Origin of the sequence: Chryseobacterium sp. WG14, from assembly GCF_024586945.1 — a bacterium.
Lineage (GTDB): Bacteria > Bacteroidota > Bacteroidia > Flavobacteriales > Weeksellaceae > Chryseobacterium.
On the sequence record NZ_JALCZD010000003.1, the window covers coordinates 308783 to 334613 of the forward strand.

Sequence of the window (25831 nt, forward strand, 5' to 3'; positions counted from 1 at the left end):
TTGTCAAATTTACTCTAAAATTTTTATATTTAGAAAATTATATTAAATTTGTAGAACATCGTAAAAAATTTTAAAAATGATAATTCAAAAAACTGAAAACTCTAGAATTTCTACATTTGACCCAAATAATTTTTCATTTGGTGGTACTTTCATTGATCATATGATTATATGTGAGTATGAAGATGGAAAATGGGGTGATGTGAAATTAGTTCCTTACGGTCCGATACCATTTACGCCTGCTATGATGGGAGTAAACTATGGGCAAGCTTGTTTTGAAGGTATGAAAGCTTATAAAGACAAAGATGGGCAGGTTTTCCTTTTCAGGCCAGAAAAGAATTTTGAACGTATCAACAAGTCAGCGAAGCGTCTTGCTATGCCTGAAGTGACTGAGGAAATGTTTTTAGACGGTTTAAAAGCATTGGTAGATATCGATAGAGAATGGATTCCACAAGGAGAGGGAATGTCATTATATATCAGACCGTTGATTTTTGCTACTGAAGAAGCTTTGAAAGCAAGAGTTTCTAACAAATATATGTTCGCTATTGTTGCAACACCAGCGAAGAGCTATTATTCAGAGCCTGTTTCTGTAAAGATCTCTGATCATTATTCAAGAGCAGCAAACGGTGGTGTGGGTTCTGCGAAGGCAGCAGGAAACTATGCTGCTTCTTTTTACCCAACTCAGCTGGCTATTGAAGAAGGCTATGAGCAAATCATCTGGACGGATGACGCTACTCACGAATATTTTGAAGAGAGTGGTACTATGAATGTGTTTGTAAGAATTAACGATACTATTTATACGCCTCCGACTTCAGAGAAAATTCTTGACGGAGTTACAAGAGACAGCTTCCTTCAATTGGCTAAGAAAAGAGGTATTGAGGTGAAAGTTGAACCAATTCCGGTAAAAACTGTAGTTGAAGCACAGAAAAACGGTACTTTAAAAGAAGTATGGGGAGTAGGAACTGCTGTAGTAACTACAGTATTCCAGGCTTTAGGATATCAGGGAGAAAAACTTGAGCTTCCAAGATTATCTGATGAGGAAAGCTTTGCGGCTATTCTTAAGAAGGATTTGGTAGATCTGCAGAACAATCTTTCTGAAGATCCATTCGGATGGAGAGTTGTGGTGGACCACGCTTTAGAAACAGTTTAATCTAAACTGAATATAAAATATATAGGAGCCGGAATATTTCCGGCTTTTTTTATTGACTTCAGCCCCAGGATGCTTGTAACCAGTAAGAAAAATTCAGTCACTTTTAATATAAAAGAGCCTTGAATAAAGTTTTTCTCAGTATTCTTAAAAACCAGTAGTTTGAAACAATTTTTTGTTACAGTAAAATATTGTATTTTATGTTCCTTAAATTGTTCCCGGAAATCTGATATAAGTTTTGTAATTGATTCCCGAAATGTGTATTTTCGCAAAAGTTTATGAGAAAATTAGTCTTCATATCATTAATCAGTCTGTTGAGCTGCAATAGGAATGCACAGCCCGCGCACCCTCCGGTAGGTGGTGTTTTAAGCCAAAAAGATCTGGATGTTTCTAAAGAAAGGATGAAAAATCTGAATGCTATAGAAAGAGGACACATCCAGCAGTGGGCCAATAGCCAGCCGGTAAAATATTATCCTACACAGCTTAATTATTGGGTAACAGCGGAAGGGTATGATCAGAGAGAAAGGAGAGCAGACAATACCACGATCTCTTATTCCTATGATCTGTATGATTTTGATGAGACCAAGATTTATGATCAGTCTTTTGAAAGAAGAGATGCTAAATTTGGGCATTTTGATGAGCTGAAAGCTGTGGAAAATGCTTTACGGTTTATACGAGATGGGGAAGAGGTAACGCTTTTGGTGCCATCTTCACTGGCTTATGGAACATTTGGAGACGAAAAAAAAATAGATAACGACATCCCATTAATCATAAAATTAAAAGCTTTATAATACATGAAATTGTTTAACAAAAATATAATTCTGGCAGCGGCAAGTATTTCGCTGATGAGTTGTACTCCAATTTATAAAAAAATGAACGTAGACAAAGAAACTTACGAAGGTCTTAATGACGGACTTTATGCAAACATTCAAACTACAAAAGGGAATCTGATTGTAAAGTTTGAAGACAAGAAAGCACCAGTAACTGTGGCCAACTTTATCGGTCTTGCAGAAGGGAAAATCGATAACAAGGCTAAGGCTAAAGGAGTTCCTTATTATGATGGAACAATTTTCCACAGAGTGATCAAAGATTTCATGATTCAGGGAGGTGATCCTCAGGGAACAGGAATGGGAGATCCTGGATATAAATTCGAGGATGAGAGAAACGACCTTAAACATACCGGGAAAGGTATTCTTTCTATGGCAAACTCAGGACCTAATACCAATGGTTCTCAGTTTTTCATTACTGAAGTGGCTACACCATGGTTGGACGGAAAACATACTATTTTCGGTAAAGTAGTAAAAGGAAATGACGTAATTGATGCTATCGCTAACGTTGAAAAAGGAGCTCAGGATAAGCCTAAAACAGATATCGTTTTAGAAAAAGTTTCTGTTTTCGGTAAAGGTGATGAGTACAAAAACTACGATGCAGCTAAGACTTTCAGCGAAGGGAAGGCTAAAATTGCAGAAAATAATAAAGCTTTTATCGCTAAGGAGGAAGCTGAAAGAAAGAAAAAAGAAGAAGAGTTTAAAGCTAACCAGGAGAAAATGATTGAAAACCTGAAAGCAGGTATGCAAAAAACTGAATCTGGTCTTTATTACAAAATCACAAAAACAACAGACGGTAAAGCTCCGAAATCTGGTGATAACGTATCTGTACACTATGCTGGAAAGTTAGTAGACGGAACAGAATTTGATTCTTCATTCAAAAGAAATGAGCCTATCGATATTCCAATTGGAATGGGAAGAGTAATCAAAGGATGGGATGAAGGTATCCTGTTATTAAAAGAAGGTGAAACTGCTACTTTATTGATCCCGCCGGCAATGGCTTACGGAGAAAGAGGAGCAGGAGGAGTTATTCCGCCAAACGCTTGGTTAGTCTTCGATGTAGAGCTTGTAAAAGTGAAATAATTGAAATATTTTTAAGATATGAAAGCCGTTCCGCAAGGGGCGGCTTTTTGTAATTATTGCTAAATCGAATAAGGGTTAGTATTTTAAACAGAAACCACCCCGCTCTTCACAGTTGATTTTTTGTAAAAGTACCGTAGAAATCCGGATTTCTATACAAGCAATTTATTCCTATCTTTATCCATCATCAATGAAACAAAATAAAAAGATATGATTAATCTAGATTATGCTTTAATCCGAAAAGAAATTGAAGCAGAAGTGTGTAAAGAACATGGTTTGCATCCTGAATTTGTGAAAACAGATGACGGCTTTGGAATAAAGGCTTGTTGTGAGCCTTTCAGGATAGAGCTGGTTACAAAATCTGAAAAAATGATTGAGGAAGAAACAATAAAGATCCTTACCGAGATGATGAAAGGTATTGAATAAATGATCAGTGAATTGTAAAACAAAAAACCGTCCCAAAGGACGGTTTTTCAGTAAAAAAAAGAATTAAAAATTATATGTTTCTGCTGGATCTTTTTTTCATACTTGTCCCCGCCAGGGAACTGATGAATACAAGACCAAAGCCGATATAAGCGGCGAATGCAGTCAGATATATTATTAAGCTGTTAAAGCTTGGTTTTAAGGTGTATACCAATACAGAAAAGATGGCAAAACTTAATACCAAAAGCAAGCTCCAGATATGCATTTTTGCAGCATCTTCATTTCTCTTAAAAATCATTTCAAAAAAATCTCTCATCATTATTACCATTTTAAGGGTTATACATTAATTTATATGGATAAGCAGCTGTCTTACATGGTAAAAAGAATACATTCTCTTACTGGGCTAAGGTTCATGAAGACGTGCCATTTATTTATACGACTGAGCCCGGAGCATATAGCTTAGGGTTGATCAGTAAATTTTTGAATCATTAATGATTCATGGGTTATGATACCAGTCTGATATGAATTATAGTGTTGTGAAAAATGAACCAAGGTTAATCAATCACATTTTCCATATCATTTAGGGCATCGCAGAAAAAAAAGGGTCACATTTTGAATCGGTGGAAAACTGAATATCCACAGAAGACCTTTTTTCATCCAGTGTTTTTATGTTTTTTTCGTTGTAAGACATGCTAATTTCATGCCAAAGTGAATATTTTGTCACCAACATTTTATTTTTTAGGATTGTATATGTTTGTTTTACAGTGATTTTCACTGCTTAATTCCTTAAACAAGGAGAAATTGTTTTGAATTAAGAATTTTTAGTATAAAAAATGAAGCTGCCCCTGATTGCAAATTCAGTGGAAGTGATGAGAATAATTGTAGAAATTATGTGAAGGCTTGGGATGGATTTTATAAGATAAACGGGAATTATCACGACATTTTAATATTACGGATATAATATCCTAATAAGTGTGTCAAAGATTAAAAAAAGTTCATAAAAGCCCTAATCTCTCAGGCTTCTATGAACTTTTTATGTTTAGCTATAATTTTTTTACTACCAGTTTCTATCAATCATGTAGATCATCTGTGTCATAGCTGTAGCTCCCAGCAGGAGTTCTCTGCGGTTCACCTTTTCAAAAGTATCTTCTTCTGTATGATGGATATCGAAATATCTTTGTGAATCAGGCATCAGCTCAGCAGCAGGGATTCCCATGTCGTGAAGAGGGTATAAATCTGTTCCGGAAAATCTTTCATTAAAGTTATAGACTCCGTATGGAAGGAAGAGTTTTGACCAGCTTTTGATTTGATTTCTTCTGGCATCATCCATATCCAGGGCAATTCCTCTTGGGGCAAAACCACCGGCATCAGATTCAATAGCAAAAAGATGTTTTTCATTATTTTCTTTTACTGCTTTACCATATTGGATACCTCCTTTCACTCCGTTTTCTTCATTGGCAAAACATACTACTCTGATGGTATGATTGTTTTGTATTCCCAGCTTTTTGAAAGTCCTCAATACTTCTATACTCTGAACGATTCCTGCTCCGTCATCATGAGCTCCTTCTCCTACATCCCATGAATCCAGGTGTCCGCCAACGACAATAACGCTTTGGTCTTTTTTACCTGTAATTTCACCAATAACGGAATGGGAGAGTTTCTCACCTTTCATTCCACAGTTGGAATTAAGTTTAGCGGTGATATTCTGGCTTTTCAGGAGAGTTTCCAGCTCATCTGCCGTTGTGTTTCCAACAGCTACAGCGGGTACTTTGGATACATTATCTTCATAACGCATTGCTCCCGTATGGGGAACATCATCGAAAGCTGAAGAAAGAGAACGTATAATAGCAAATTTTCCGCCTTTTTTAGCGGCTAATGCAGCAGCAGTGACCCTATACTTGGCAGCATCACTATATCCTTTGAATGTTTCTATAAATGACTGACTGAAAGGATAGTTGAAGAAAACAATCTTATCCTTTACTTTTTCGGCTGGCAGTTTGTTATATTCTTCAATGGATTTTACCATGATGATTTCTCCTGAAACATCTTTTCCTCCTGTTCCCTCGGAATTTCCTAAAGAAAGCATTTTAAGATTTTTCCAGTTGCCATTTGAAGTTTTGATCTGTAATGATTCTTTACCTCTCTCCCAGACAGGGATCATTACTTCCTGAAGCCATACTTTATCCGCTCCGGCCTCTTTAAGTTTTTGTGCTGCCCATTTTACAGACTTTTCATAAGCTTCGGAACCGCTTAAACGATGGCCAATATTTTTGGTGAGTTCCCTCAATTCGTTATAACCTTTTCCATGGTTTAAGATTTCAGTAGAGATCTTGTTAAACTGTATGGAGTCTTCTTTGGTTTGGCCAAAAACAGCTGCTCCCAAAACTAATAATGTTGTACCTAATATCTTTTTCATAGTTACCAATTTTTATCAATCATATAAATAAGTTGTGTCATCACCGTGGAACCGAGAAGAAGTTCTCTGCGGTTTACTTTTTCAAAAGTATCTTCCGAGGTGTGGTGGATATCGAAATAACGTTGGGGATCAGGGACTAATTCTGCAGTGGGAACGCCCATTTCATGAAGCGGAGCAATATCTGAACCTGAATATTTTCCTTCAAAGTTATAAACTCCATAGGGCAAAAATAGGTTTACCCAGCTTTTGACCTGGTTTCTTTTGGTATCGTCCATTTCTAATGAAATACCTCGTGGAGAATAGCCCCCAGCATCAGATTCAATAGCGAAAAGGTGTTTTTCGTTGTGATCTTTAGCGTTTTTTCCATATTGTTTTCCTCCTTTTGTCCCATTTTCTTCATTGGCGAAGCAAACAGCTCTGATGGTGTGGTTATTTTGTAATCCTAATTTTTTGAAGGTTCTTAACACTTCTATACTCTGAACGATTCCTGCTCCGTCGTCATGGGCTCCTTCTCCTACATCCCATGAATCCAGGTGTCCGCCAACAACAATAACGTTTTTATCTTTTTTACCCGTAATTTCACCAATAACGGAGTGGGAGAGTCTCTCACCTTTCATTCCACAGTTGGAGTTAAGTTTTGCTGTTACCTTTTGATTTTTTAATAAAGCTTCCAGTTCGTCTGCGCTGGTATTTCCAATAGTCAGTGCAGGAACTTTAGATATACTATCATCATAACGCATATTTCCGGTGTGTGGAATATCATCAAAAGCTGAAGAAAGAGAACGTATAACAGCAAATTTTCCGCCTTTTTTAGCGGTTAAGGAAGCTGCTGTCCTTCTGTAAGCTCCTGCTTCCCGATAAGCAATAAAGGTTTGTACATGCCCCTGATTGAAGGGATAATTAAAGAAAACAATTTTATCTTTCACTTTTTCAGCCGGTAGTTTGTCATATTCTTCCAATGACTTTACCATGATAATTTCTCCTGAAATATCTTTTCCTCCTGTACCCTCAGAGTTACCCAGAGAAAGCATTTTAAGGCTTTTCCAGCTGCCATTTGAAGTTTTGATGTGTAATGATTCTTTACCTCTTTCCCAGACAGGAATTATTACTTCCTGAAGCCAAACTTTATCAGCTCCGGCCTCTTTAAGTTTTTGTGCCGCCCATTTTACAGATTCTTCATAAGCTTCGGAACCGCTTAAACGATGGCCAATATTTTTGGTGAGTTCCCTCAATTCATTATAGCCTTTTCCGTTATTGAGAATTTCAGTGGAAATCCTGTTGAACTGTATAGAATCCTCTTTGGTCTGGGCAGATAAAAAAGCCACGCCGAGAATGAGTAATGATAGATTTATAATTTTTTTCATGTTACCAGTTTTTATCAATCATGAAAATAAGTTGAGTCATAGCAACAGCTCCCAGGAGAAGCTCTCTTTTATTTACTTTGTCGAAAGTATCTTCTACAGAATGATGGTAGTCAAAATAACGTTGGGTGTCTACTACCAGTTCTGCCAGCGGGATATCCAGCTTTTTTAAGGGGGCAATATCCTGTATTGCGTAAGTTTGGTCAAAATCATAGATTCCATAGGGAAGAAAGTAGTTTTTCCATTCAAAAATCTGTCTTCTTCTCTGAGGAGGCATATCTAAAGAAAATCCTCTTGGCGAATAGCCTCCGGAATCTGTTCCTAAAGCAAAAATATGTTTCTCATCTTTCTTTTTTACATACGAGGCATACATATCCCGTCCCTGGCCGCCATTTTCACTATTGGCGTACAATACAACTCTTATTGTATGATTATTGGTAAAGCCAAGTGCTTTAAGCGTTCTTAGAACCTCAATACACTGTACAACTCCGGAACCGTCATCGTGGGCTCCTTCTGCAAAGTCCCATGAGTCAAGCTGTGCTCCTAGAACAATCACTTTTGCGTCTTTATTTCCTGGAATTTCGCCGATAATATTCTGGTTAACAGCTTCTCCTTTAGTTTCGGCAGACAGGTTCAGTTTAGCAGTTACTTTTTGCTTTTTCAATAATTTTTCAAGTTCATCAGCCGATTTTACTCCGATGGTTATTGCAGGAATCCTCACCCTGTCGTCCGGTTCATAATAAATCATTTTAGCATGAGGAGTATCGTCCGAAGCTGTAGTGAGTGACCGTATAATTAAACCTTTAGCGCCTCTTTTGCCAATGACAGAGGCTGAGAGCAGCTTAGATTTGGCCGTGATAAGATAAGCGTCAACGGTATTGACTACTTTCTGGTCTAAAGGAGAATTGACGAAAACTATTTTATCTTTTAATTGTACAGAGGTTAAAGCGTTCAGTTCCGCCATGTCATTTACCAGTAAAAGCTCCGCTGTAAGATCTTTTCCGCCTGTTCCTTCAGAGTTTCCAAAGGAGAGCATTCTGATGTTTTTCCATTCTCCGTTTCCTGATTTTATCTGTAGAGATTCTTTACCCCTGATCCAAACAGGAACTTTTACATCCTGTTTCCATATATTTTGTATACCGGCGTCTTTCAGTTTTTTCTCAGCCCATTCCGATGCTTTTGCATAACCCGGAGTGGCACTGAAGCGAGGTCCGATGCCTTTTGTAAGCTCTCCAAGATTAGAGTAAGCTTCACCATTGGTTAAGATTTCGTCTGATATCTTTTTAAATTCATCATGATAATTGAATTTGGCTACGGTGCCTTTTTTTGCCGGATGTTTTTGCGGCTTTTTCTGAGAAAATAAAAATCCACTCAAAAAGAGTGGAAGTATGATGAATATTTTTTTCATTTTTTTATTGACCTTTCTTTTCCGATGTTAAAAGTAGGAAAAAAAATGGGAATTTATTAAGATTTCATGTCGTACATTAATAAAGCAGTAACCAATTTGGGTTCAATGAATGTACATTTTGGAGGCATACTTAATCTTAAGTCTGAAATTTTAATCATATCGTTAAAACTTACAGGGTAGATTCCGAAGCCTACTACACCTTCACCACTGTCTATTTTTTCTTTTAAGATATTGATACCGTTAATATTAGAAGTTCCTTTTACATATGATATCTTATCTGAGCTGTCAGGATCTTCAATTTTCAGGATATCTTTGAAAATATACTTATCTAAAAGATGGTGGTCAAGGTTATCCAGAGACATTTCTTTGGAACGAAGATCGTGTTTTACGTGAAGGGAATAAAACTTCCCACCAAGATACATTGAAATATGGAATTTCTGAGACGGGAAATATGAGGCTTCTCCTTTTTCATGAATAAGAAAATAAGTCTCAAGTTCTTTTAAAAACTGCTCATTGGAAAGACCATTCATATCATGTAAAATTCTGTTGTAATCATGAATTTTAATAGACTGGTTGGAAACGATAAAGCTGTATACAAAATTGTAAAGCTCAGTTCCGTTATGTCTTTTATTTTTCTCTTTGTGACGCTTTGCATTGATGGCTGTAGAGCCAATTCTATGGTGTCCGTCGGCAATATAAAATGAATCAATCTGATCTATTACTTCTTTGAACTGCTGAAGTTTCAGACGGTTATCTATTCTCCAGATTTTATGTCTTATACCCAGGTTATCTGTATGATTAAAGATAGGAACATTTTTTTCCTCATGGTTCATCAACAGCTCAATTTTAGAGTTGGCAGGGTAGGTGAGCAGTACTGGCTCGGCCTGCAGGTTTACTTTTTCAAGATAGTGTGCCAGTTTTTCTTTTTTCTGAGGAATGGTACTTTCATGTCTTTTGATTTTTCCATTCCAGAAATCTTCAATGCTGGCCAGTCCCAAAAGACCTCTGAAAACCTGTTTATTGGGGTAGATCTGCTCATAAAGATAATAGGCTGAACTGTCCTGGACTAATTTTTTTTCGTCCAGAAGCTCTTCAAATGTAGAACGGATCTTCCTCAGGTTCCGGTCAATATCTTTGGATTTACTTACAACATAAGGTTTAATCATATTGATGTAAGTATTTTCAACTTGAGCCTTCTCTGCAATCTCTTCCTGGGTGAAATTATCCAGTGGATGTGTAGGGAAAGTACTCTCCAAGTCTTTATGAGGTCTTATTCCACGGAAAGGTTTAAAAACAGGCATATTTATCTTATAGTTTCTTTTTGTAACTTAATAATTTGTTCCGCAAGTTCGACTCCGATTTTCTCTTGCGCATCCACTGTATTACCTCCTACATGAGGAGACAGGGATAAGGATGGATTCATTAATAACGGCAGTTCCGGGCTGGGTTCATTTTCAAAAACATCCAATGCCGCTCCCGCCACTTTACCTGACTCAATGAAGTCTATTAATGTCACTTCATTGATAACGCCGCCTCTTGCTGTATTTACAATATAAACACCGTCTTTCATTTTTTCAAACTGAGGGGTATCTATAATATACTTATTTGTTTTTGGAGTATTGATACTGATAAAGTCTGCATCTTTAAGAAATGCATCCATATCATTGGTAGACGTGATTTCAAAATGAACAGCCTGCCCATCAAAGAAATTCAGGGTAAGAACTTCGGTTCTCGGGTTTTTTGTAAGAACCTGAACTTTCATTCCTAATGCAATTCCCATTTTTACCACTTCCTGGCCAATACTTCCAAAGCCAATAACTCCTAATGTCTTTCCTGAAAGTTCATAGGCATTACTGAATGATTTTTTCATGGCATTAAAGTGAGTGTCTCCTTCCAGAGGCATCAGCCTGTTGGATTCATGAAGAAATCTCGCTAATGAAAAAAAGTGTCCGAAAACCAGTTCTGCTACAGACTTTGAAGATGCTGTAGGAGTATTGATAATTTTAATTCCTTTACTTTTAGCATAGTCAACATCAATATTATCCATCCCAATTCCGCCTCTTCCTATAATCTGAAGACCAGGGCATGCATCAATCAGTTCTTGTCTTACTTTTGTTGCACTTCTTACCAAAAGGACATCCACGTTATTATCATTGATAAATTTAATAACGTGATCTTGAGCCACTCTATTGTCCAGGATCTCAATTCCGGCTTCTTTTAAAGCCTGTTCTCCTGATTTTGAAATTCCATCGTTTGCTAAAACTTTCATGCGTTATTTTATTATAGATGTTAAATTTGAGAAATAAGAAGTGAGATTTTTAGGGTCTAACCTCTGAAATCAGTCATCTATTATTTTTTTATTTTCGGTCGCCTAATATAAGCTATTTTATCGACTTCATTACATCCACTAAAACCTGCACGCTTTCAATTGTCAAAGCATTGTACAAGCTTGCTCTGTATCCGCCTAAGCTTCTGTGTCCGTTAAGTCCACTGATACCGGCAGCTTTCCATGCGTTATCAAATTCTTCTTTTTTGCTTTCGTCTGTAATGTTAAAAGAAACATTCATTAATGAGCGGTCTTCTTCTACACAGAATGTTTTGAACAGTGGATTGCTGTCAATTTCATTATATAAAAGCTTAGCTTTGGCCTCGTTTCTTTGCTCCGCAGCAGCAATTCCTCCATTATTTTCAAGGTGTTGAAGAGTCAATAAAGACGCATATACAGGGAATACAGGAGGTGTATTGTACATAGATTCTTTGCTGATATGCTGGGAATAATCCAGTATAGACAACATATTCTCTCTTCCTGTTTTACCAAGAATTTCTTTTTTTATAACCACTAAAGTAACTCCGGCAGGTCCCATATTCTTCTGAGCTCCCGCATAGATTAAGTCAAATTTTGAGAAATCAAGTTGTCTTGAGAAAATATCAGAACTCATATCACATACCATCAGCGTGTCTACCTCAGGGAAAGATTTCATTTGAGTTCCATAAATTGTATTGTTGGAAGTACAGTGAAAATAATCGTAATCTGAACCTACCGTATAATTTTTAGGAATGAAAGCGTAGTTTTCTTCTTTTGAAGAGCCTACAACATCTACATTTCCTAATTTCTTTGCTTCTTTGATTGCTCCGGCAGCCCAGGTACCCGTATCCAGGTATGCTGCTTTGCCACCTACTCTCATAAGGTTATAAGGAACCATTGCAAACTGCAAGCTGGCACCACCTCCCAAATAAAGTACTTCATAATCATCACCAAGATTCATCAATCTTTTTACAATCGCACGTGCTTCGTCCATTACGGCTACGAAATCCTTGCTTCTGTGTGAAATTTCAAGAAGTGATAACCCGATACCATTAAAATCTAAAATAGCCTGAGCTGATTTTTCAAATACTTCCTGAGGTAAAATGCATGGTCCTGCGCTGAAGTTGTGCTTTTTGTTCATATTTTTTTACTTTTTGGTTGTAACAGGGAGCTGGCTCCCTGCGATTTATTTTTTTCTTTTTTTACTAGATTTTGAATTTATGGTTAAAAAAACCGCCTCACAGATGATGAGACGGAATTTTTTATTCGCCGTGTAAAAATGCTTTTTTAGTAAGAAGGGCTTCCTCAGATTCTACATGATCTTCATCGGGAACACAACAGTCTACCGGACATACAGCCGCACACTGTGGTTCTTCATGGAAGCCTTTACATTCCGTACATTTATCTGTTACAATGAAATATACATCATCACTTACAGGTTCCTGTGCCGCGTCAGCATCTACAGTAAGTCCTGATGGCAGTGTAATTGTCCCGTTCAGGGCAGTACCATCAGAAGCTTTCCAGTCTACAGCTCCTTCATATATTGCATTGTTCGGGCATTCAGGTTCACAAGCCCCACAGTTAATGCATTCATCAGTTATTTTAATAGCCATCGCTAATTTTTTTTAAATTTGCACAAAATTACAAAATATTCCCCAATTTTACAGTAATTATGAATAGCGAAAATCAAGTTTTAGGACTTATTAAATTAAGTGATTATATAAAAACGTTTTTATCGAAAAAAACGGAAGACTACAATCAGGATGATGTAGATATTGAATTATTGTTACAGAAAACAAAAATAGAGAATCAATGGTTTACCCTTGAGAATCAGAAATTTGCTTTACAGCAATGGGCAGATTTGCTTACAGCAGAAAGCATCAGAGGTTGGCTAAAAAACTATTCTGTCTCAAAAATTTCAAAGAGAGTAGGCTTAATTTTAGCAGGAAATATTCCTTTAGTAGGATTTCATGATGTGGTTTCTGTGGTTTTAAGCAATCATATTCCTGTAATTAAGCTGTCTTCAAAAGATAAGTATATGATTCCGTTCCTGTTAAAAAAGTGGAAAGAGTTTTCCGGAGACCAGGTTCAGTTTGAATTTGTAGAAAGATTAGAGAATTTTGATGCGGTCATTGCTACCGGAAGTAATAATACCGCAAGATACCTGGAGTATTATTTTAAAAATCATTTGAGCATTATCCGTAAAAACAGAACATCGGTTGCTGTTTTAAAAGGTGACGAAACTGAAGAGGAATTACAGCTTTTAGCCAATGATATTTTCCAGTATTTTGGTCTGGGATGCAGGAATGTAACCCGGATTTTTATCCCGAAGGACTTTGTAATCGACAGATTATTTGAGAGTTTCGTAGGGTTTCAGGATATTATCAATCATCATAAATATGCCAATAATTATGATTACAACAGGGCTGTATACTTACTGAACCAGGATAAGTTCTGGGACAATAATTTTGTGATGCTGAAAGAGGATGATAAACTATTCAGCCCGCTTTCTGTGATCAATTTCAGCAGATACAGTTCATTGGAGGATGTTAAAAATTTTATAGCTGAAAACGAAGAGAATATTCAATGTATAGTAGCTAAAGATGAACTAGGATTAGACTCTATTCATTTCGGAGAGGCCCAGAATCCGGGTCTTGATACGTATGCGGATAATGTAGACACAATGAAATTTTTGGAAATGGTCTGATTTTCGTATCTTCCATCACTTATTTCACCAAAATAACAAAACGGATCATATGAAAAAAATATTTTTAGGACTTGCCATCATTGGAGGACAACTGGTATTTGCACAGAAAGTTGTAGGACTGGAAGTTGAGAACAATCAAAAGAAAGAACAGCCGGCTACCATAAGTAAGGAGAAAGTAAATCTTTATAATGATAACTTTGTGAAGTTTATGACTGCTTTAAAAGCCTCTGATCATAAGACTATTGACGGCTTGCTTTCTGATAAAGTAAAAGAAATTGTGACGGACGATGTTCTTAAAAAAGTAAAAGAAGGTATAGACCCTAACAAAAAACTTGAAGTCTTAAAAGTAGGGTATTATGTAACGATGGATGGTGCGAATCATCCTAATATCAAATACAAGTACGCAGGAGATTCATCTTCAAAAGAAGTGGTGAGTGCCATATTTGAAGAGGATGGAAAAATTCTGGGAATTATGCCAGAAAAGAAAGATAAATAAAATTATTTTCGATTAATTAAAAGAAATATTAACTATGATGACAGATGTTTTAGTCGCTCATTCCTCAGATGTAGAGAAAGCGAGTTTTTACAAGAAAACCTATTTGCATGTTGCTTTATCAATTCTTGCGTTTATTGGAGTTGAAACGATCTTGTTGAAGACGGTGCCGGTAGAAATTATTGCCATGATGTTCGGACAAAGATATGCCTGGTTATTGATTATCGGTGTTTTTTGGCTGGCTTCAATTTTAGCTTCTAAATGGTCACTTTCACAAAGTAAGTCTACCCAATATCTCGGTTTAGGGTTTTATATCCTACTGGAAGCGGTAATCTTTATGCCTATGCTTTATATTGCTACGAATATGGCAGGTGGAGCCAATGTAATCTTTCAGGCAGCTACTTTAACTATTGCCATGTTTGCCGGTATTTCTGCCGTAGCGTTTACTTCTAAGAGAGATTTTTCTTTTTTAAGAAATATTATCGTTATCGGAGGATTCATTTCAATCGGATTGATTGTTGGCGGAATGCTATTCGGTTTTAACTTAGGATTATGGTTCTCAGTGGGAATGGTTATTTTGGCTTCAGCAACAATTTTATACCAAACTAGTAAATTAAAAGATTCATACGGAACAAATCAGTATGTAGGAGCTGCATTACAGCTTTTTGCTTCTATTATGCTTCTGTTTTGGTATATCTTAAGCATCTTAATGAGCAAAAGAAACTAATTCAATAATGGTAAGCTTTGTGCTTATCATTTATATATAATCCTGGTGATATTTTCATCAGGATTTTTTATTTCTGTCAAAATTAATATTTATCATAGATAACATTTGGTATTCAATAGGAGTGGGCTTTAGCCGCTTGCTTTTTAGGTTGTATTCACTGGCTTTTAGCCAAAACCTATTTAAATTTCATCTCGCAGATTGTATTGATTACGCAGATGTTTATATAACCGTTTACAATTCTCTTTGTCTTTAGATAGTAAGGTAATGTTTTTTAACGCAAAGAAAAGTGAGAAACCTGATTGGTAAGGTTGCAAAGGATTGATTAATTGAGATTAATCTGATGAAGCTTATGTATAATAGGATAGACGTATTTCGCCATTTTTTTCACCACAAATAACACAAATATTTTCACGGGTGACACAATTGACTTAGTTTGTATTTGTACTATTAGTGCAAAGATATGAGTGAGGTTAGTGTTTTATTTACAAGTAATATGAATATTTAAATCAGCGAACCCAAAAAATCCTGATGACATTTCATCGGGATTTTAATTGGATATTCTTTAACAGATACGGATATAACTTCTGGCTTCAGAGTGACCAGATGGCCTTTTGAAGTATTATTCCAGTAAAAATAAAGTAGTTATTAAAGAATAGGGAAAAAATATAGTAATGGGAATCCCCAGGTATATTGTGTCTTTATAATTTTTAATTATTAAAGAACTATTTATCGATAGATCCTAAAACCTTTTGTGCAAAAGAATTTAAAGCATCTTTTTCGCTCATTCCATTCTGTACGTTAGAGTGAACTTCTAAAGCTCCACAGATGTTTGTAATAAGCTCTCCTGCCACATTTAGATCTTCTTCACTTGTTCCTCTGAATTCACAGAAATTCTCCAGAACTTCCAATGTTTTTTCAAGATTTTCAGGAGTCTGATTCTGATAAAACTGTCTGATTACGGGTAATTTCATTATGATAATTCGTTAAAAAGGTTAATTAAACTTTCTGCCTGGTTAGACTGTACCTGGTTTACCAACTCACCGTTTTTAAAGATGGCGAAAGTAGGTAAGTTATCCACTTTTGCTAATTTTCTGCTCTCAGGAAGTTTTTCAGCATCTACATATAGAAAAGGAATACTGTCGTTTTCGGAAGCTAATTTTTTGAATTTCGGCTTCATGATTCTGCAGTTTCCGCACCATGTTGCGCCATATTGAACAACTACTTTTTCGTTGTCATTCACTATATTCTGTAATGTATCTTCGGTTAATTCTGTGTACATAAGTTTATTTTTAAAAAAAAGAAACAATGTAACAATCTAAAAATTTACCAATCTAACCATTCAAAAAGATGACTTTTAAAATCGTTATACCGTTAGACTGTTACATTGTTATATTAAAATTAAGATATTAATTTTTTGCTAAGTATTCTGCTGTAGAAGTTCTGTCTGCTTTCATAGCATCTTTACCTTCTTCCCAGTTTGCAGGACATACTTCACCATGTTTTTGAACGTGAGTATAAGCGTCAATTAATCTTAAGAATTCTTTTACGTTTCTTCCCAGAGGCATGTCGTTTACCGCTTCGTGGAAAATTTTTCCAGTTTCGTCGATAAGGTAAGTTGCTCTGTATGTTACGTTAGAACCTGTGAAAACTTCTTCTCCTTCTTCGTTATATTCGAAATCCTGATCTACAATTCCTAACGTGTTTGCTAATTGTCTGTGAGTATCAGCTAAAAGTGGGTAAGTAACCCCTTCGATACCTCCGTTATCTTTTGGAGTGTTTAACCAAGCGAAGTGTACTTCGTTAGTATCACAAGATGCTCCGATTACTTTAGTATTTCTTTTTTCGAACTCACCTAAAGCTTCCTGGAAAGCGTGAAGTTCTGTAGGGCAAACGAAAGTGAAATCTTTCGGGTACCAGAATAAAAGAACTTTTTGTTGGTTGTTTACTGCTTCATCAAGAATGTTGATTCTAAGATCGTCACCCATTTCTGACATTGCGTCAATTGTTAAATTTGGGAATTTTTTTCCTACTAAAGACATAATTTTCTGTTTTTATATTTAATTTCTAGGCAAAGATATAAAAGATTCATCTATCGAACAAGTTATTATTGATAAATAAAATCTATAATTGTTTTTGATTCATCCTAAATAAAAAAGCCCTGAAAACAGGACTTTTGTTTATTTTAATATCCAAATATTTCAGTTAAATTAAGCTTCTTTACCTCACCTAATTTCTGCATATCGGCTTCATTTACTTTATCTTGAGAAGCGACAAGACAGTAAGTGTAGTTTTTATTTTTCATTTCCTTATCATGAAAGGCATTGATATCTGTAAAAGACAGTTTTGGAGCCTGTTCGTAAACATTTTTTCTCATATCAAATTTGTTTCCAAGCTTTTGAGATTTTAAATAAGAAAAAATAATACCATCCTGTGTAATTCTTTCTGATGCAATAGATTTTTTCAATCCGCTTTTAGCCGTTTCAAACAATTGCCCGGATTTTGGCAGTGTGGTAAGCAGCTCATTCATTGCAGTGGTAGAATCATTGAATTTGTCAGCCTGGGTTCCCACATAAGCCATAATCATATCTTTATCTGTTTTCTTACCCGGAAGTGCAAAATAAGAATAAGTAGAGTAGGCCAATGCCTTGGATTCTCTGATGGTCTGGAATACAATGGAACCCATTCCGCCTCCAAAGTAGGTGTTGAATAAACTTACGGTTGGAGTAATGGTTGGATTGTACTGATCGGAATTTCTGATCCACAAAACTTCAGCCTGAACCATATCATAATGGGCAAACAATACCTTATTCTTATCTGTAGGGATCTGAACGAAAGTTTTGGATGTAGGAAGTTCTTTAAGTGTTGCAGGAAGTTTGTGAACAGGAGTTAAAGATGCTACCACTTCGGTCCCTGATTTTGGACCGTAATAAAGTACTTTATGTTTAAAATTGAATAAATCGTGAAGTACATTAATCAGGTCTTCCGCCTTCAGGGCATCAAGTTCTGCATCCGTTAAAACGTTATTAAAAGGATTTTGTGCACCATACTGGGCGTAACTTCTAAGCCCGCTCATGATGGTGGCTTTATTCTGTTTGGCATTAGCCCTTGCTTTCTTAAGTCTTATTTTATAGGCATCTAAAGCCTCCTGGTCAGCCTGGCTATTGTTGATAAGGTCTTCAAATAAAGCAATGGTTTGATCAAAGTTTTCATTTAAACCTTCCAGAGATACAGAGGTTTCTTCATTTCCGGCAGTTACCTCAAAACCCGATGCCAGTTTATAAAACTCTTTACTGATGGCTTCAGAAGATTTATTTTTTGTTCCTAAATACTGAAGATATTCTGCTGCCAAGGGAAGTATCTTGTTGTTCCATTTTCCGGAATCAAAATGATAATACATCCTGAAAAGGGCGTTATCTGTATTTTTTACAGAAAGAACGTCTATAGCTCCCAGTTTATTTTTAGCGATATCTTTGTCATAATTCAACCATACCGGAGAGATCGCATTTTCAGGCATCTCATCAATCTTTTTAAGGAAAGGAGACTGATCTTCTCTGTTTACTGACACGGGAGTAATGGTTGGTTTATCAACCTTTACAATAGTTTTGTCTTCACCTTTTTTCTTGTAAACAGCTACATAATTATTGTTTTGTAAATATTTGAAGGCGAAATCCATAATATCCTTTTTGGTAAGATGGGAGATTTCATCTACATATTCCAATGAAACTTTATGATCTACATCAGAGGTGAATTCATCCATCAGGATCCCTGCTCTCGACGAGTATTTTTCATCTTTCTGGATGATATTTTTCTTTTCATTGTTAACAATAGACTGAATTAAATCATCAGAGAATTCTCCCTTTTTTAATTTGTCTATTTCCTGAAGCAACAAGTTTTTTACTTCGTCCAAAGACTGTCCTTCCGTAGGTTTTCCCTGTATCAATAAAACAGAATAATCTTTTAAGGCATAAGGAAAAGCATCTGCACCCAGTAATCTTTGTTTCTTTACCAGATTAAGATCAATTAATCCTGCCTGGCCATTGGTAAGCATATTGCCTACAAGGTTCAGTAATCTGGCATCTTTGGTAGAAGCTCCCGGAAATCTGAAACCAAGCATTACGCTTTCAGGATTGGGTCCCACAACTTCTTTGATAACAGGGGCTGTAATTGGTTTTTCCTGTCCGATTTTATATTCAGGAACTGTTTTGGTTTTCATGTAGGAGAAGGCTTTGTCTATTTTTGCAATGACTTCATCCGGATTAAAGTCTCCTGACATGATAATCCCCATATTATTGGGAACATAGTAATTATTGTAATAATCTCTGATGGCCTGAAGGGATGGGTTTTTTAAATGTTCAATAGTTCCTATTGTCGTCTGCTTTCCATAATTGTTATTAGGAAAAAGGTTGGCAAACATGGTATCAAAAACCTTGTCTCCGTCATCATCAAGCGATCTGTTTTTCTCTTCGTAAACTGCTTCCAATTCTGTATGAAAAAGCCTCAATACCGGCTCCCTGAATCTTTCAGCCTGTACTGCCAGAAATTTATCAATAACATTCGCCGGGATATCTTCAGTGTACACCGTCTGTTCAAAAGAAGTAAAGGCATTCGTTCCATCAGCTCCCATACCAGCCAGCATTTTGTCGTATTCATTGGCAATGGCATATTTGGCGGCTTCTCCGGAAATCCTGTCTATTTCTTTATAGATCTCTTTTCTTTTAGCTTCGTCTTTTGTAGTGTTGTATTTCTCGTAAAGAGCATCAATCTGATCCAAAAGAGGTTTTTCTTTAGCCCAGTCTTTAGAGCCAAACTGATCAGTTCCTTTGAAAAGCATATGCTCCAGATAGTGTGCCAGTCCGGTATGGTCTGCAGGATCGGTTTTACTTCCTGCTTTCGTGGCAATATAAGTCTGAATCCTCGGATCTTTATGGGTAGGACTCAGAATGACCGTTAAGCCGTTTTTCAAAGTGTAATACCTTGCTGAAGTAGGATCATTGGTAACATACCTGTAAGAGTAGCCGTTGGATTTTGCTTCTTTCCATTGGAAATCCTGCCCATAAGCGTAGCCTGCGAAACTTGCAGCAGCAATACTTGTGGCAATTGTCAGTTTTTTGAACAGATTCATTTGATATATTGGAATTGGGTTATTAATTGAAAGGAGCCAGTAAATTCTTGATCCGCTTCATAGCTTCTCTAAGTTCTTCTTCAGAAGCGGCGTATGAAAATCTGATACATTCCGGGCTTCCGAAAGAAAGTCCACCTACACAGCCTACATGGGCATTTTCTAAAAGGAACATGGCAAAATCATCTGAATTTTTAATTTCAGTTCCGTTTAATGTTTTTCCGATATAATGCGAGATATCCGGGAAGAAATAGAATGCTGCTTTTGGCAGCAATACTTTGAATCCTGGAATTTCCTTGATGAGATCAAACATAAGATCTCTTCTCTGCTTAAAAGCATCGATCATATATCTGTATTCGGATGGGTCCGTCTTTAATGCCGTAATGGAAGCTCTCTGAGCTACTGTATTTGCTCCACTGGTCATTTGACCCTGAACCTTTTCACAAGCTTTTGCCAGCCATTCAGGACATGCAGAATATCCTATTCTCCATCCTGTCATTGCAAATGCTTTAGACATTCCGTTGATAACGGCAGTTTGTTCATATATTTCAGAAAACTGGGCTATAGAAGTGGTTTTTGTCTCATAATTGATGTATTCATAGATTTCATCCGAGATGACCGTGATCTGAGGATATTTGGCGATCACTTTTGCTAATGACTTCAGTTCGTCATACGTATAATATCCTCCTGAGGGGTTACATGGCGAGCTGAAAAGTACAGCTTTTGTTTTTTCTGTGATGGCTTCTTCCAGCTGTTCTGCCGTAATTTTAAAGTCTGTTACATAAGAAGTTGGAAGCATTACGGAATTTCCACCCATCATTTTTACCATCTCATCATAGCTTACCCAATAAGGAGCAGGAAGCAGTACTTCATCCCCATCATTGATAATAGCTGCCAAAACATTGATGATGGCCTGTTTAGCACCATTGGAGACACAGATTTGAGTAGATTTATATTCTAAATGATTATCCCTTTTTAATTTATATGCAATTGCTTCACGTAATTCCAGGAATCCGGGAACAGGAGAGTAGTGACTGTAGTTCTCATTAATGGCATCAAAAGCAGCCTGTTTTATATTGTCCGGAACATCGAAATCCGGCTCGCCAAGAGTTAAGCTGATCACATCAATTCCGCTTGCCTTCATTTCTCTGGCTTTGTTAGACATTACAAAAGTCTGTGAGTATCCTAGTCTTTTTACTCTATCTGAAAGTTTATCCATATTTTTTTTCAATTTTAACAAATATATAATAAAAAGGTTTTGTCGGGAAATAAAAACAGGCCCAGTTTAAAGATTTTTATCAGGTTTTGGGAGCTTCAAACTATTTTGAATTGATGTTTTTCGCAGAGTAATTCCTTTAGCATATTCATACCGTTTTATTTTTTGATATAGATGCTGCTAAAGTTTGAATAAAAATAATAAAACCTTATTTTTGCAGATTATAATAATTCACATGTCTACAACGTTACTATTAAAATATTTCCCGGATCTTACAGAAACACAGTTAAAACAGTTTGCCCAATTGGAGGAGCTTTATAATGAGTGGAATGAAAAGATCAATGTAATTTCCAGAAAAGATATGGAATCGCTGTATGAAAAGCATATCCTTCATTCGCTGGGAATTGCTAAAGTAATGGAATTTGCACCGGGAACAAGAGTATTGGATATTGGAACCGGAGGTGGTTTTCCGGGAATTCCTTTAGCTATTATGTTTCCTGAAGCAGAGTTTACTTTAATAGATTCTATCGGAAAGAAAATCAGCGTTGTCAATGCTGTGGCAGAAGGTGTTGGTTTGAAAAACGTGAAGGCTATTCATGGAAGAGCGGAAAAGCTGAAAGAAAAATACCATTTTGTAGTCAGCAGAGCGGTAACCCAGATGCCTGAATTTTTAAGATGGCTGAAAGGGAAATTTGAAAAAGAACAGTTAAATCCCAAGCATAACGGAATTTTATATTTAAAGGGCGGCGACCTCGCTGAGGAGCTTGCCGGGATTAAATCTGAGATCTATAATCTTAAAAACTATTTTGATGAAGAATTTTTTGATACAAAAAAAGTAGTTTATGTATCAAAAGGTAACTTTAATTCCTAAATTTGTATAATTAAGGAATAATTTTTGCTAAATATTTATTGATAATCAGAAAATTGAAGGTTATGAAAAAGTTTTTAAACATTGGATTTTCGACATTATTACTGGGGTTAGCTGTAGTCTCATGTAATGATGATGATTACCAGACGGTTGAATCTATTGCTAAGATCAAAATAGACAGTGTAAAGGTGATGAAAGACACAATGGATGTATTTAGCATACAGAATATAAAAACGTATTCTACTTACCCTTCTCATTGTGATGGTTTTTACGGATATGATTATATTTATGAAGATGATCTGGAAAGAACGGTAACTGCTTATAAATATAGGACGAATGGCCTCTGTGAACAAAGCGTTTACGTAGGAATCAATCAGATTAAATTTAGCCCACAGCAAAAGGGAACCTATACTTTTAGATTCTGGAATGGCGGAAAGAACTGGATTACAAAAACAATTGTAGCGAAATAAGCATGAAGCTGATTGTTTTATCCCTCTTTTTAGCTGTACACCTTGCATTTGGACAAAAGATCATCTGGAAGGAAGGTCAAAAGCTGGACTGGAATAATTTTAAAAGCACAGCCAACAGAAGAAATAATCCGGATGTAGCCGCCTATACCCATTGTGGCTGGGAATATTCAGTGATCAAATCTACCAATCCTAAATCTCCTGTTACCATAGAGATTAAAACGATTTTCAATGAAGATAAATCATGGAAGGATGTGAAAAAGATTAATGATTATATCTTAGTCCATGAGCAGAAACATTTTGATATTGCAGAGTTATTTGTAAGAAGAATACGAAAAATGGTTGCTGAAAAAATCAATACTTCTGCTGATTATGACAAATGGTTTGCTTCAATTTATAAAGGCATATCCAACGACTATAAAAACTTTCAGATCTCCTATGATAAAGATACCAATCATGGGATGAATAAAGAAAAGCAGGCAGAATATAATACTGTCATTGCTGAAGAATTAGAACATTTAAAAAGCTATAAAGCCCCTTGAAATTCCTCAATAAGATCATTCACGAACTGCTGGCACAAAGCCCGGACCTTTCGGCGTTTAATATTATTCTGCCCGGAAAGCGTCCCATTGTATTTATCAGGCAGATCTTAGAAGAGCGCAATTACTCAGGATTTCTTCCCAATTTCTTTACAGTGGAAGAGCTGATCAATACCATTGCAGATAAGCAGCCTATCCAGGGAATACCGCTCTGGCTTTTTTCATTTGATGTCTACAGAAGTCTGAACCTTATTCCGAATGATGATTTTTCAGAATTTTTAAAATGGTTTCCTACGTTGCAGAAGGACTGGGATGATGTTTTGAAATTTTCAGATAGTGATCAGGCTGTATTGGAATATATGTTTGATGAGGAAAGGATTAAAGAATGGGCTCAGAATCTTGGAGAAGATGATGACGTGCCAAGAAAGAAATTCCTGAACTTCTGGCAGAATATGAACATATTTCTCCCGGCATTAAAGGAAAGACTTAAAGAAAGAAATTGGGCAACTTCCGGGATGATTCATGAAACAGCTAAAGCTGAAATTGTTTCTTTTGCTAAAAATACTTCGGAACATTTTGTCTTTTGTGGCTTTAATGCCTTCACACCGGTGGAGGAGAAACTGGTGAGGAGCTTGCTGCAATGGAATAAAGCCCAGTGTTTCTTTCAGGCCGACCGCTATTATTTTGATGATGAAAGACAGGAAGCCGGAAAATTTCTCAGAAACCATAAAACATGGAAAGAGTTTGATGACAACCGTGCTTTTCAGTGGATTGAAGATGACTTTAACCAGCCTAAAAACATCAAAGTATATGAAGTTTCAGGAAATGTTACCCAAACAAAAGTACTGCCGGAAATATTCAAGGAAATCAATAATAAAACCTATTCCAATACAGCTGTAGTACTTCTTGATGAGAATCTTCTTCCGGCGAGTCTTGATGTCATGCACGGGATAGAGACTTTAAATATTACCATGGGTTTTCCATTGAAAAACCTGTCTTTTTCCAATGCTGTGAAACGCCTTTTCTATCTTCAGAAACAATTGGAGAAAAATAAATCTTCATATTATTACCGGGATGTTTTTCCTATTTTGGAAGAGCTTCCAAAGTCTGCAGAAGATGAGCAGGTCATCAATGATTTTAAAGCAAAAATAGAAGAAAGGAATATTGTTTATATTTCCAGAAAACTCCTGCAGGAGCTTCTGAATGGGCTTTCTTATTTTGAACTGCTTCAAAAAGCAGAGAATACCAACACATACCTGGATATCCTTATTGCATTTTGTCAGCAGGTAAAATGGCTGGAAATTGATGATATTCAGTATGAAAATGTCTCTCATTTTGAAAATGCCTTCCGGATTATCAAAAATCAGCTGACTCCCTATAATATTACAATCAAAATGGATACTCTGGAGATCCTGATCAACCAGTATATCAACTCGGAAAGTATCGATTTCCAGGGAGAACCTTTAAGAGGGCTTCAGATTATGGGACTGCTGGAGACCCGTCTCCTGAATTTTGAAAATGTTATTATGCTTTCCGTTAATGAAGGAAAACTCCCTCTGGGAAACTCGCAGAATACTTATATTCCTTTTGATATAAGAAAATTCTTTGACCTGCATACGTTCCTTGAAAATGACAGTATTTATGCCTATCACTTTTACCGTTTGATTCAGGATTCTACCAATGTACATCTGCTGTACAATGCGTTGAGCTCCGGAGTGAATACTGGTGAAAAAAGCAGGTTTATTACGCAGATAGAAATGGAGAGCTCCCATCATATTGAACATCTGATTATTGAAAACTCTTCAGAACCTATCCTCACCAAACCTATAGAAATTCCTAAGACTGAGATTGTTCAGGAGAGACTTCAGAAATGGAAGGAAAAAGTATCCGCTTCCCATCTTACCAGCTACCTTTATAATCCTATAGATTTCTACTTATCAAAGATTTTAAATACTTCGGAAACAGATGAGATTGAAGAAGAACTGTCTGTGAAAAATTATGGAAATCTTGTGCATTATTCACTTCAGGAAATATATGAAGAGATAAAGGGTAAGGTGTTAAAAGAAAGTGATTTAGAAAATTCAATTAAAGCTATTGATAAATATATAGATATCGCCATTGAAAAGCTTAAACATCAGCCGGAATTCTATGAAAAAGGAATGAATTATATTCATAAGGCAATTGCTAAAAAAGTGATTGAAAATATTCTGAGGCATGATCTTGAGCTGGTAAAACAAGGGGATAAACTGGAAATTATCGATATAGAAAGAAGGTTTGAAAACATAGATTTTTATCTCGAAGGAAACGATAAAATTTCCTTTTTGGGATTCATTGACCGGATAGATAAGCTGAATGGAACTTTAAGAATCATCGATTACAAAACAGCCAAGATTAAAAATCTCATTGTAAAAATTGACGGCGAGAATGTAGAGGGCTATTTTCACAACAGTGAAAGAAAACAGGCTTTACAGCTTTGTATTTATCATTATGTAGTGCAGCATTTACCGGAATTCTGGGGTTTCCCGATAGAAACAGGAATATGGAGCTTTTCCGAAGCTAAAAAAGGGGTTGTTTCCTTACAGTTTGAGAAAGGGAATATTGATGATGCCATGAAATCTGTTAAAAGCCTTATCCTTGAAATTCTAAATCCGGAAATTCCTTTTGTGGAAAGTATAAAGGCTTATTAGAATCTTTATTTCTTTTTATTGTAAATCAGGTTGTTTTTTCGTAA

24 protein-coding genes are annotated in these 25831 nt (G+C 36.2%); 11 read left to right on the plus strand and 13 right to left on the minus strand.

Features of this window, described 5'->3' with window-relative positions; translation table 11 throughout:
* Window positions 1-76: 76 nt before the first annotated feature.
* The 4 genes from MP478_RS07450 to MP478_RS07465 all read left to right on the plus strand — a co-directional run bounded on the left by MP478_RS07450 (window position 77) and on the right by MP478_RS07465 (window position 3477).
* On the plus strand, window positions 77-1147 hold the full coding sequence (locus MP478_RS07450; RefSeq protein ID WP_230035586.1) for a branched-chain amino acid aminotransferase: 1071 nt from the start codon (window positions 77-79) through the stop codon (window positions 1145-1147).
* A 275-nt stretch (window positions 1148-1422) separates the two neighbouring features.
* Window positions 1423-1935: an FKBP-type peptidyl-prolyl cis-trans isomerase gene (locus MP478_RS07455; protein WP_257200060.1), complete on the plus strand. Its 513-nt coding sequence runs from the start codon at window positions 1423-1425 to the stop codon at window positions 1933-1935.
* Between the two features lie 81 nt (window positions 1936-2016).
* Window positions 2017-3054, plus strand: a complete 1038-nt coding sequence (locus MP478_RS07460; protein WP_257200061.1) for a peptidylprolyl isomerase — start codon at window positions 2017-2019, stop codon at window positions 3052-3054.
* 207 nt (window positions 3055-3261) lie between these two features.
* On the plus strand, window positions 3262-3477 hold the full coding sequence (locus MP478_RS07465; RefSeq protein WP_257188866.1) for a hypothetical protein: 216 nt from the start codon (window positions 3262-3264) through the stop codon (window positions 3475-3477).
* 70 nt (window positions 3478-3547) lie between these two features.
* Here MP478_RS07465 and MP478_RS07470 read toward each other — a convergent pair whose 3' ends face one another.
* The 8 genes from MP478_RS07470 to MP478_RS07505 all read right to left on the minus strand — a co-directional run bounded on the left by MP478_RS07470 (window position 3548) and on the right by MP478_RS07505 (window position 12577).
* On the minus strand, window positions 3548-3793 hold the full coding sequence (locus MP478_RS07470) for a hypothetical protein (RefSeq protein ID WP_209799765.1): 246 nt from the start codon (window positions 3791-3793) through the stop codon (window positions 3548-3550).
* 738 nt (window positions 3794-4531) lie between these two features.
* Entirely contained in the window at window positions 4532-5890 is a 1359-nt protein-coding gene (locus MP478_RS07475; protein WP_257188865.1) for a M20/M25/M40 family metallo-hydrolase, read from the minus strand.
* 2 nt (window positions 5891-5892) lie between these two features.
* Window positions 5893-7254, minus strand: a complete 1362-nt coding sequence (locus MP478_RS07480; protein WP_257200062.1) for a M28 family peptidase — start codon at window positions 7252-7254, stop codon at window positions 5893-5895.
* 1 nt (window position 7255) lies between these two features.
* Window positions 7256-8659, minus strand: a complete 1404-nt coding sequence (locus MP478_RS07485) for a M28 family peptidase (protein ID WP_257200063.1) — start codon at window positions 8657-8659, stop codon at window positions 7256-7258.
* Window positions 8660-8715: 56 nt separating this feature from the next.
* A complete protein-coding gene (locus MP478_RS07490) occupies window positions 8716-9960 on the minus strand; it encodes a DUF1015 domain-containing protein (protein WP_257200064.1) in 1245 nt (414 codons plus the stop codon).
* A 2-nt stretch (window positions 9961-9962) separates the two neighbouring features.
* The gene (locus MP478_RS07495; protein WP_257200065.1) at window positions 9963-10928 is read right to left on the minus strand and encodes a D-2-hydroxyacid dehydrogenase; all 966 of its coding nucleotides are present in this window, start codon (window positions 10926-10928) and stop codon (window positions 9963-9965) included.
* Between the two features lie 112 nt (window positions 10929-11040).
* Window positions 11041-12105, minus strand: a complete 1065-nt coding sequence (serC, locus tag MP478_RS07500) for a 3-phosphoserine/phosphohydroxythreonine transaminase (RefSeq protein ID WP_257200066.1) — start codon at window positions 12103-12105, stop codon at window positions 11041-11043.
* Window positions 12106-12226: 121 nt separating this feature from the next.
* The gene (locus MP478_RS07505) at window positions 12227-12577 is read right to left on the minus strand and encodes a 4Fe-4S binding protein (protein ID WP_257188859.1); all 351 of its coding nucleotides are present in this window, start codon (window positions 12575-12577) and stop codon (window positions 12227-12229) included.
* A 59-nt stretch (window positions 12578-12636) separates the two neighbouring features.
* Here MP478_RS07505 and MP478_RS07510 point away from each other — a divergent pair, with 59 nt between their 5' ends.
* The 3 genes from MP478_RS07510 to MP478_RS07520 are packed head-to-tail and all read left to right on the plus strand — an operon-like array spanning window position 12637 to window position 14891.
* Complete coding sequence (locus MP478_RS07510; protein WP_257200067.1) at window positions 12637-13671, plus strand: acyl-CoA reductase; 1035 nt, start codon at window positions 12637-12639, stop codon at window positions 13669-13671.
* A gap of 49 nt (window positions 13672-13720) precedes the next feature.
* Complete coding sequence (locus MP478_RS07515) at window positions 13721-14167, plus strand: peptidylprolyl isomerase (RefSeq protein WP_257200068.1); 447 nt, start codon at window positions 13721-13723, stop codon at window positions 14165-14167.
* Window positions 14168-14201: 34 nt separating this feature from the next.
* Window positions 14202-14891 (plus strand): Bax inhibitor-1 family protein, encoded by a 690-nt coding sequence (locus MP478_RS07520; protein ID WP_257200069.1) that lies wholly within the window; start codon window positions 14202-14204, stop codon window positions 14889-14891.
* 722 nt (window positions 14892-15613) lie between these two features.
* Here MP478_RS07520 and MP478_RS07525 read toward each other — a convergent pair.
* From MP478_RS07525 to MP478_RS07545, 5 genes are all read right to left on the minus strand, one after another.
* Entirely contained in the window at window positions 15614-15862 is a 249-nt protein-coding gene (locus tag MP478_RS07525; protein WP_257200070.1) for a hypothetical protein, read from the minus strand.
* Window positions 15862-16170, minus strand: coding sequence for a co-chaperone YbbN (locus MP478_RS07530; RefSeq protein WP_230035616.1), 309 nt, complete (start codon window positions 16168-16170; stop codon window positions 15862-15864). Before MP478_RS07530 ends, MP478_RS07525 begins: the two co-directional genes overlap by 1 nt.
* Before the next feature lie 127 nt (window positions 16171-16297).
* On the minus strand, window positions 16298-16930 hold the full coding sequence (locus tag MP478_RS07535) for a peroxiredoxin (RefSeq protein ID WP_047098363.1): 633 nt from the start codon (window positions 16928-16930) through the stop codon (window positions 16298-16300).
* A gap of 143 nt (window positions 16931-17073) precedes the next feature.
* Window positions 17074-20013 carry a pitrilysin family protein gene (locus MP478_RS07540; protein ID WP_257200071.1) on the minus strand — a complete coding sequence of 980 codons (2940 nt, stop codon included), beginning with the start codon at window positions 20011-20013 and terminating at the stop codon, window positions 17074-17076.
* A 22-nt stretch (window positions 20014-20035) separates the two neighbouring features.
* Window positions 20036-21229 (minus strand): pyridoxal phosphate-dependent aminotransferase, encoded by a 1194-nt coding sequence (locus tag MP478_RS07545; RefSeq protein WP_257200072.1) that lies wholly within the window; start codon window positions 21227-21229, stop codon window positions 20036-20038.
* Between the two features lie 232 nt (window positions 21230-21461).
* Here MP478_RS07545 and rsmG point away from each other — a divergent pair, with 232 nt between their 5' ends.
* The 4 genes from rsmG (at window position 21462) to MP478_RS07565 (ending at window position 25787) form a co-directional block, all read left to right on the plus strand.
* Window positions 21462-22097, plus strand: coding sequence for a 16S rRNA (guanine(527)-N(7))-methyltransferase RsmG (gene rsmG, locus MP478_RS07550; protein WP_230035622.1), 636 nt, complete (start codon window positions 21462-21464; stop codon window positions 22095-22097).
* Window positions 22098-22159: 62 nt separating this feature from the next.
* Complete coding sequence (locus tag MP478_RS07555) at window positions 22160-22564, plus strand: hypothetical protein (RefSeq protein WP_257200073.1); 405 nt, start codon at window positions 22160-22162, stop codon at window positions 22562-22564.
* Between the two features lie 2 nt (window positions 22565-22566).
* Window positions 22567-23103, plus strand: coding sequence for a DUF922 domain-containing protein (locus MP478_RS07560; protein WP_257200074.1), 537 nt, complete (start codon window positions 22567-22569; stop codon window positions 23101-23103).
* Window positions 23100-25787, plus strand: coding sequence for a PD-(D/E)XK nuclease family protein (locus MP478_RS07565; RefSeq protein ID WP_257200075.1), 2688 nt, complete (start codon window positions 23100-23102; stop codon window positions 25785-25787). Before MP478_RS07560 ends, MP478_RS07565 begins: the two co-directional genes overlap by 4 nt.
* Window positions 25788-25831: the final 44 nt, after the last annotated feature.

Coding starts and splice junctions, on each gene's coding strand:
- MP478_RS07450 (WP_230035586.1), top strand. CDS start 77: ATGATAATTCAAAAAACTGAAAACTCTAGAATTTCTACATTTGACCCA.
- MP478_RS07455 (WP_257200060.1), top strand. CDS start 1,423: ATGAGAAAATTAGTCTTCATATCATTAATCAGTCTGTTGAGCTGCAAT.
- MP478_RS07460 (WP_257200061.1), top strand. CDS start 2,017: ATGAACGTAGACAAAGAAACTTACGAAGGTCTTAATGACGGACTTTAT.
- MP478_RS07465 (WP_257188866.1), top strand. CDS start 3,262: ATGATTAATCTAGATTATGCTTTAATCCGAAAAGAAATTGAAGCAGAA.
- MP478_RS07470 (WP_209799765.1), bottom strand. CDS start 3,793: ATGATGAGAGATTTTTTTGAAATGATTTTTAAGAGAAATGAAGATGCT.
- MP478_RS07475 (WP_257188865.1), bottom strand. CDS start 5,890: ATGAAAAAGATATTAGGTACAACATTATTAGTTTTGGGAGCAGCTGTT.
- MP478_RS07480 (WP_257200062.1), bottom strand. CDS start 7,254: ATGAAAAAAATTATAAATCTATCATTACTCATTCTCGGCGTGGCTTTT.
- MP478_RS07485 (WP_257200063.1), bottom strand. CDS start 8,659: ATGAAAAAAATATTCATCATACTTCCACTCTTTTTGAGTGGATTTTTA.
- MP478_RS07490 (WP_257200064.1), bottom strand. CDS start 9,960: ATGCCTGTTTTTAAACCTTTCCGTGGAATAAGACCTCATAAAGACTTG.
- MP478_RS07495 (WP_257200065.1), bottom strand. CDS start 10,928: ATGAAAGTTTTAGCAAACGATGGAATTTCAAAATCAGGAGAACAGGCT.
- serC (WP_257200066.1), bottom strand. CDS start 12,105: ATGAACAAAAAGCACAACTTCAGCGCAGGACCATGCATTTTACCTCAG.
- MP478_RS07505 (WP_257188859.1), bottom strand. CDS start 12,577: ATGGCTATTAAAATAACTGATGAATGCATTAACTGTGGGGCTTGTGAA.
- MP478_RS07510 (WP_257200067.1), top strand. CDS start 12,637: ATGAATAGCGAAAATCAAGTTTTAGGACTTATTAAATTAAGTGATTAT.
- MP478_RS07515 (WP_257200068.1), top strand. CDS start 13,721: ATGAAAAAAATATTTTTAGGACTTGCCATCATTGGAGGACAACTGGTA.
- MP478_RS07520 (WP_257200069.1), top strand. CDS start 14,202: ATGATGACAGATGTTTTAGTCGCTCATTCCTCAGATGTAGAGAAAGCG.
- MP478_RS07525 (WP_257200070.1), bottom strand. CDS start 15,862: ATGAAATTACCCGTAATCAGACAGTTTTATCAGAATCAGACTCCTGAA.
- MP478_RS07530 (WP_230035616.1), bottom strand. CDS start 16,170: ATGTACACAGAATTAACCGAAGATACATTACAGAATATAGTGAATGAC.
- MP478_RS07535 (WP_047098363.1), bottom strand. CDS start 16,930: ATGTCTTTAGTAGGAAAAAAATTCCCAAATTTAACAATTGACGCAATG.
- MP478_RS07540 (WP_257200071.1), bottom strand. CDS start 20,013: ATGAATCTGTTCAAAAAACTGACAATTGCCACAAGTATTGCTGCTGCA.
- MP478_RS07545 (WP_257200072.1), bottom strand. CDS start 21,229: ATGGATAAACTTTCAGATAGAGTAAAAAGACTAGGATACTCACAGACT.
- rsmG (WP_230035622.1), top strand. CDS start 21,462: ATGTCTACAACGTTACTATTAAAATATTTCCCGGATCTTACAGAAACA.
- MP478_RS07555 (WP_257200073.1), top strand. CDS start 22,160: ATGAAAAAGTTTTTAAACATTGGATTTTCGACATTATTACTGGGGTTA.
- MP478_RS07560 (WP_257200074.1), top strand. CDS start 22,567: ATGAAGCTGATTGTTTTATCCCTCTTTTTAGCTGTACACCTTGCATTT.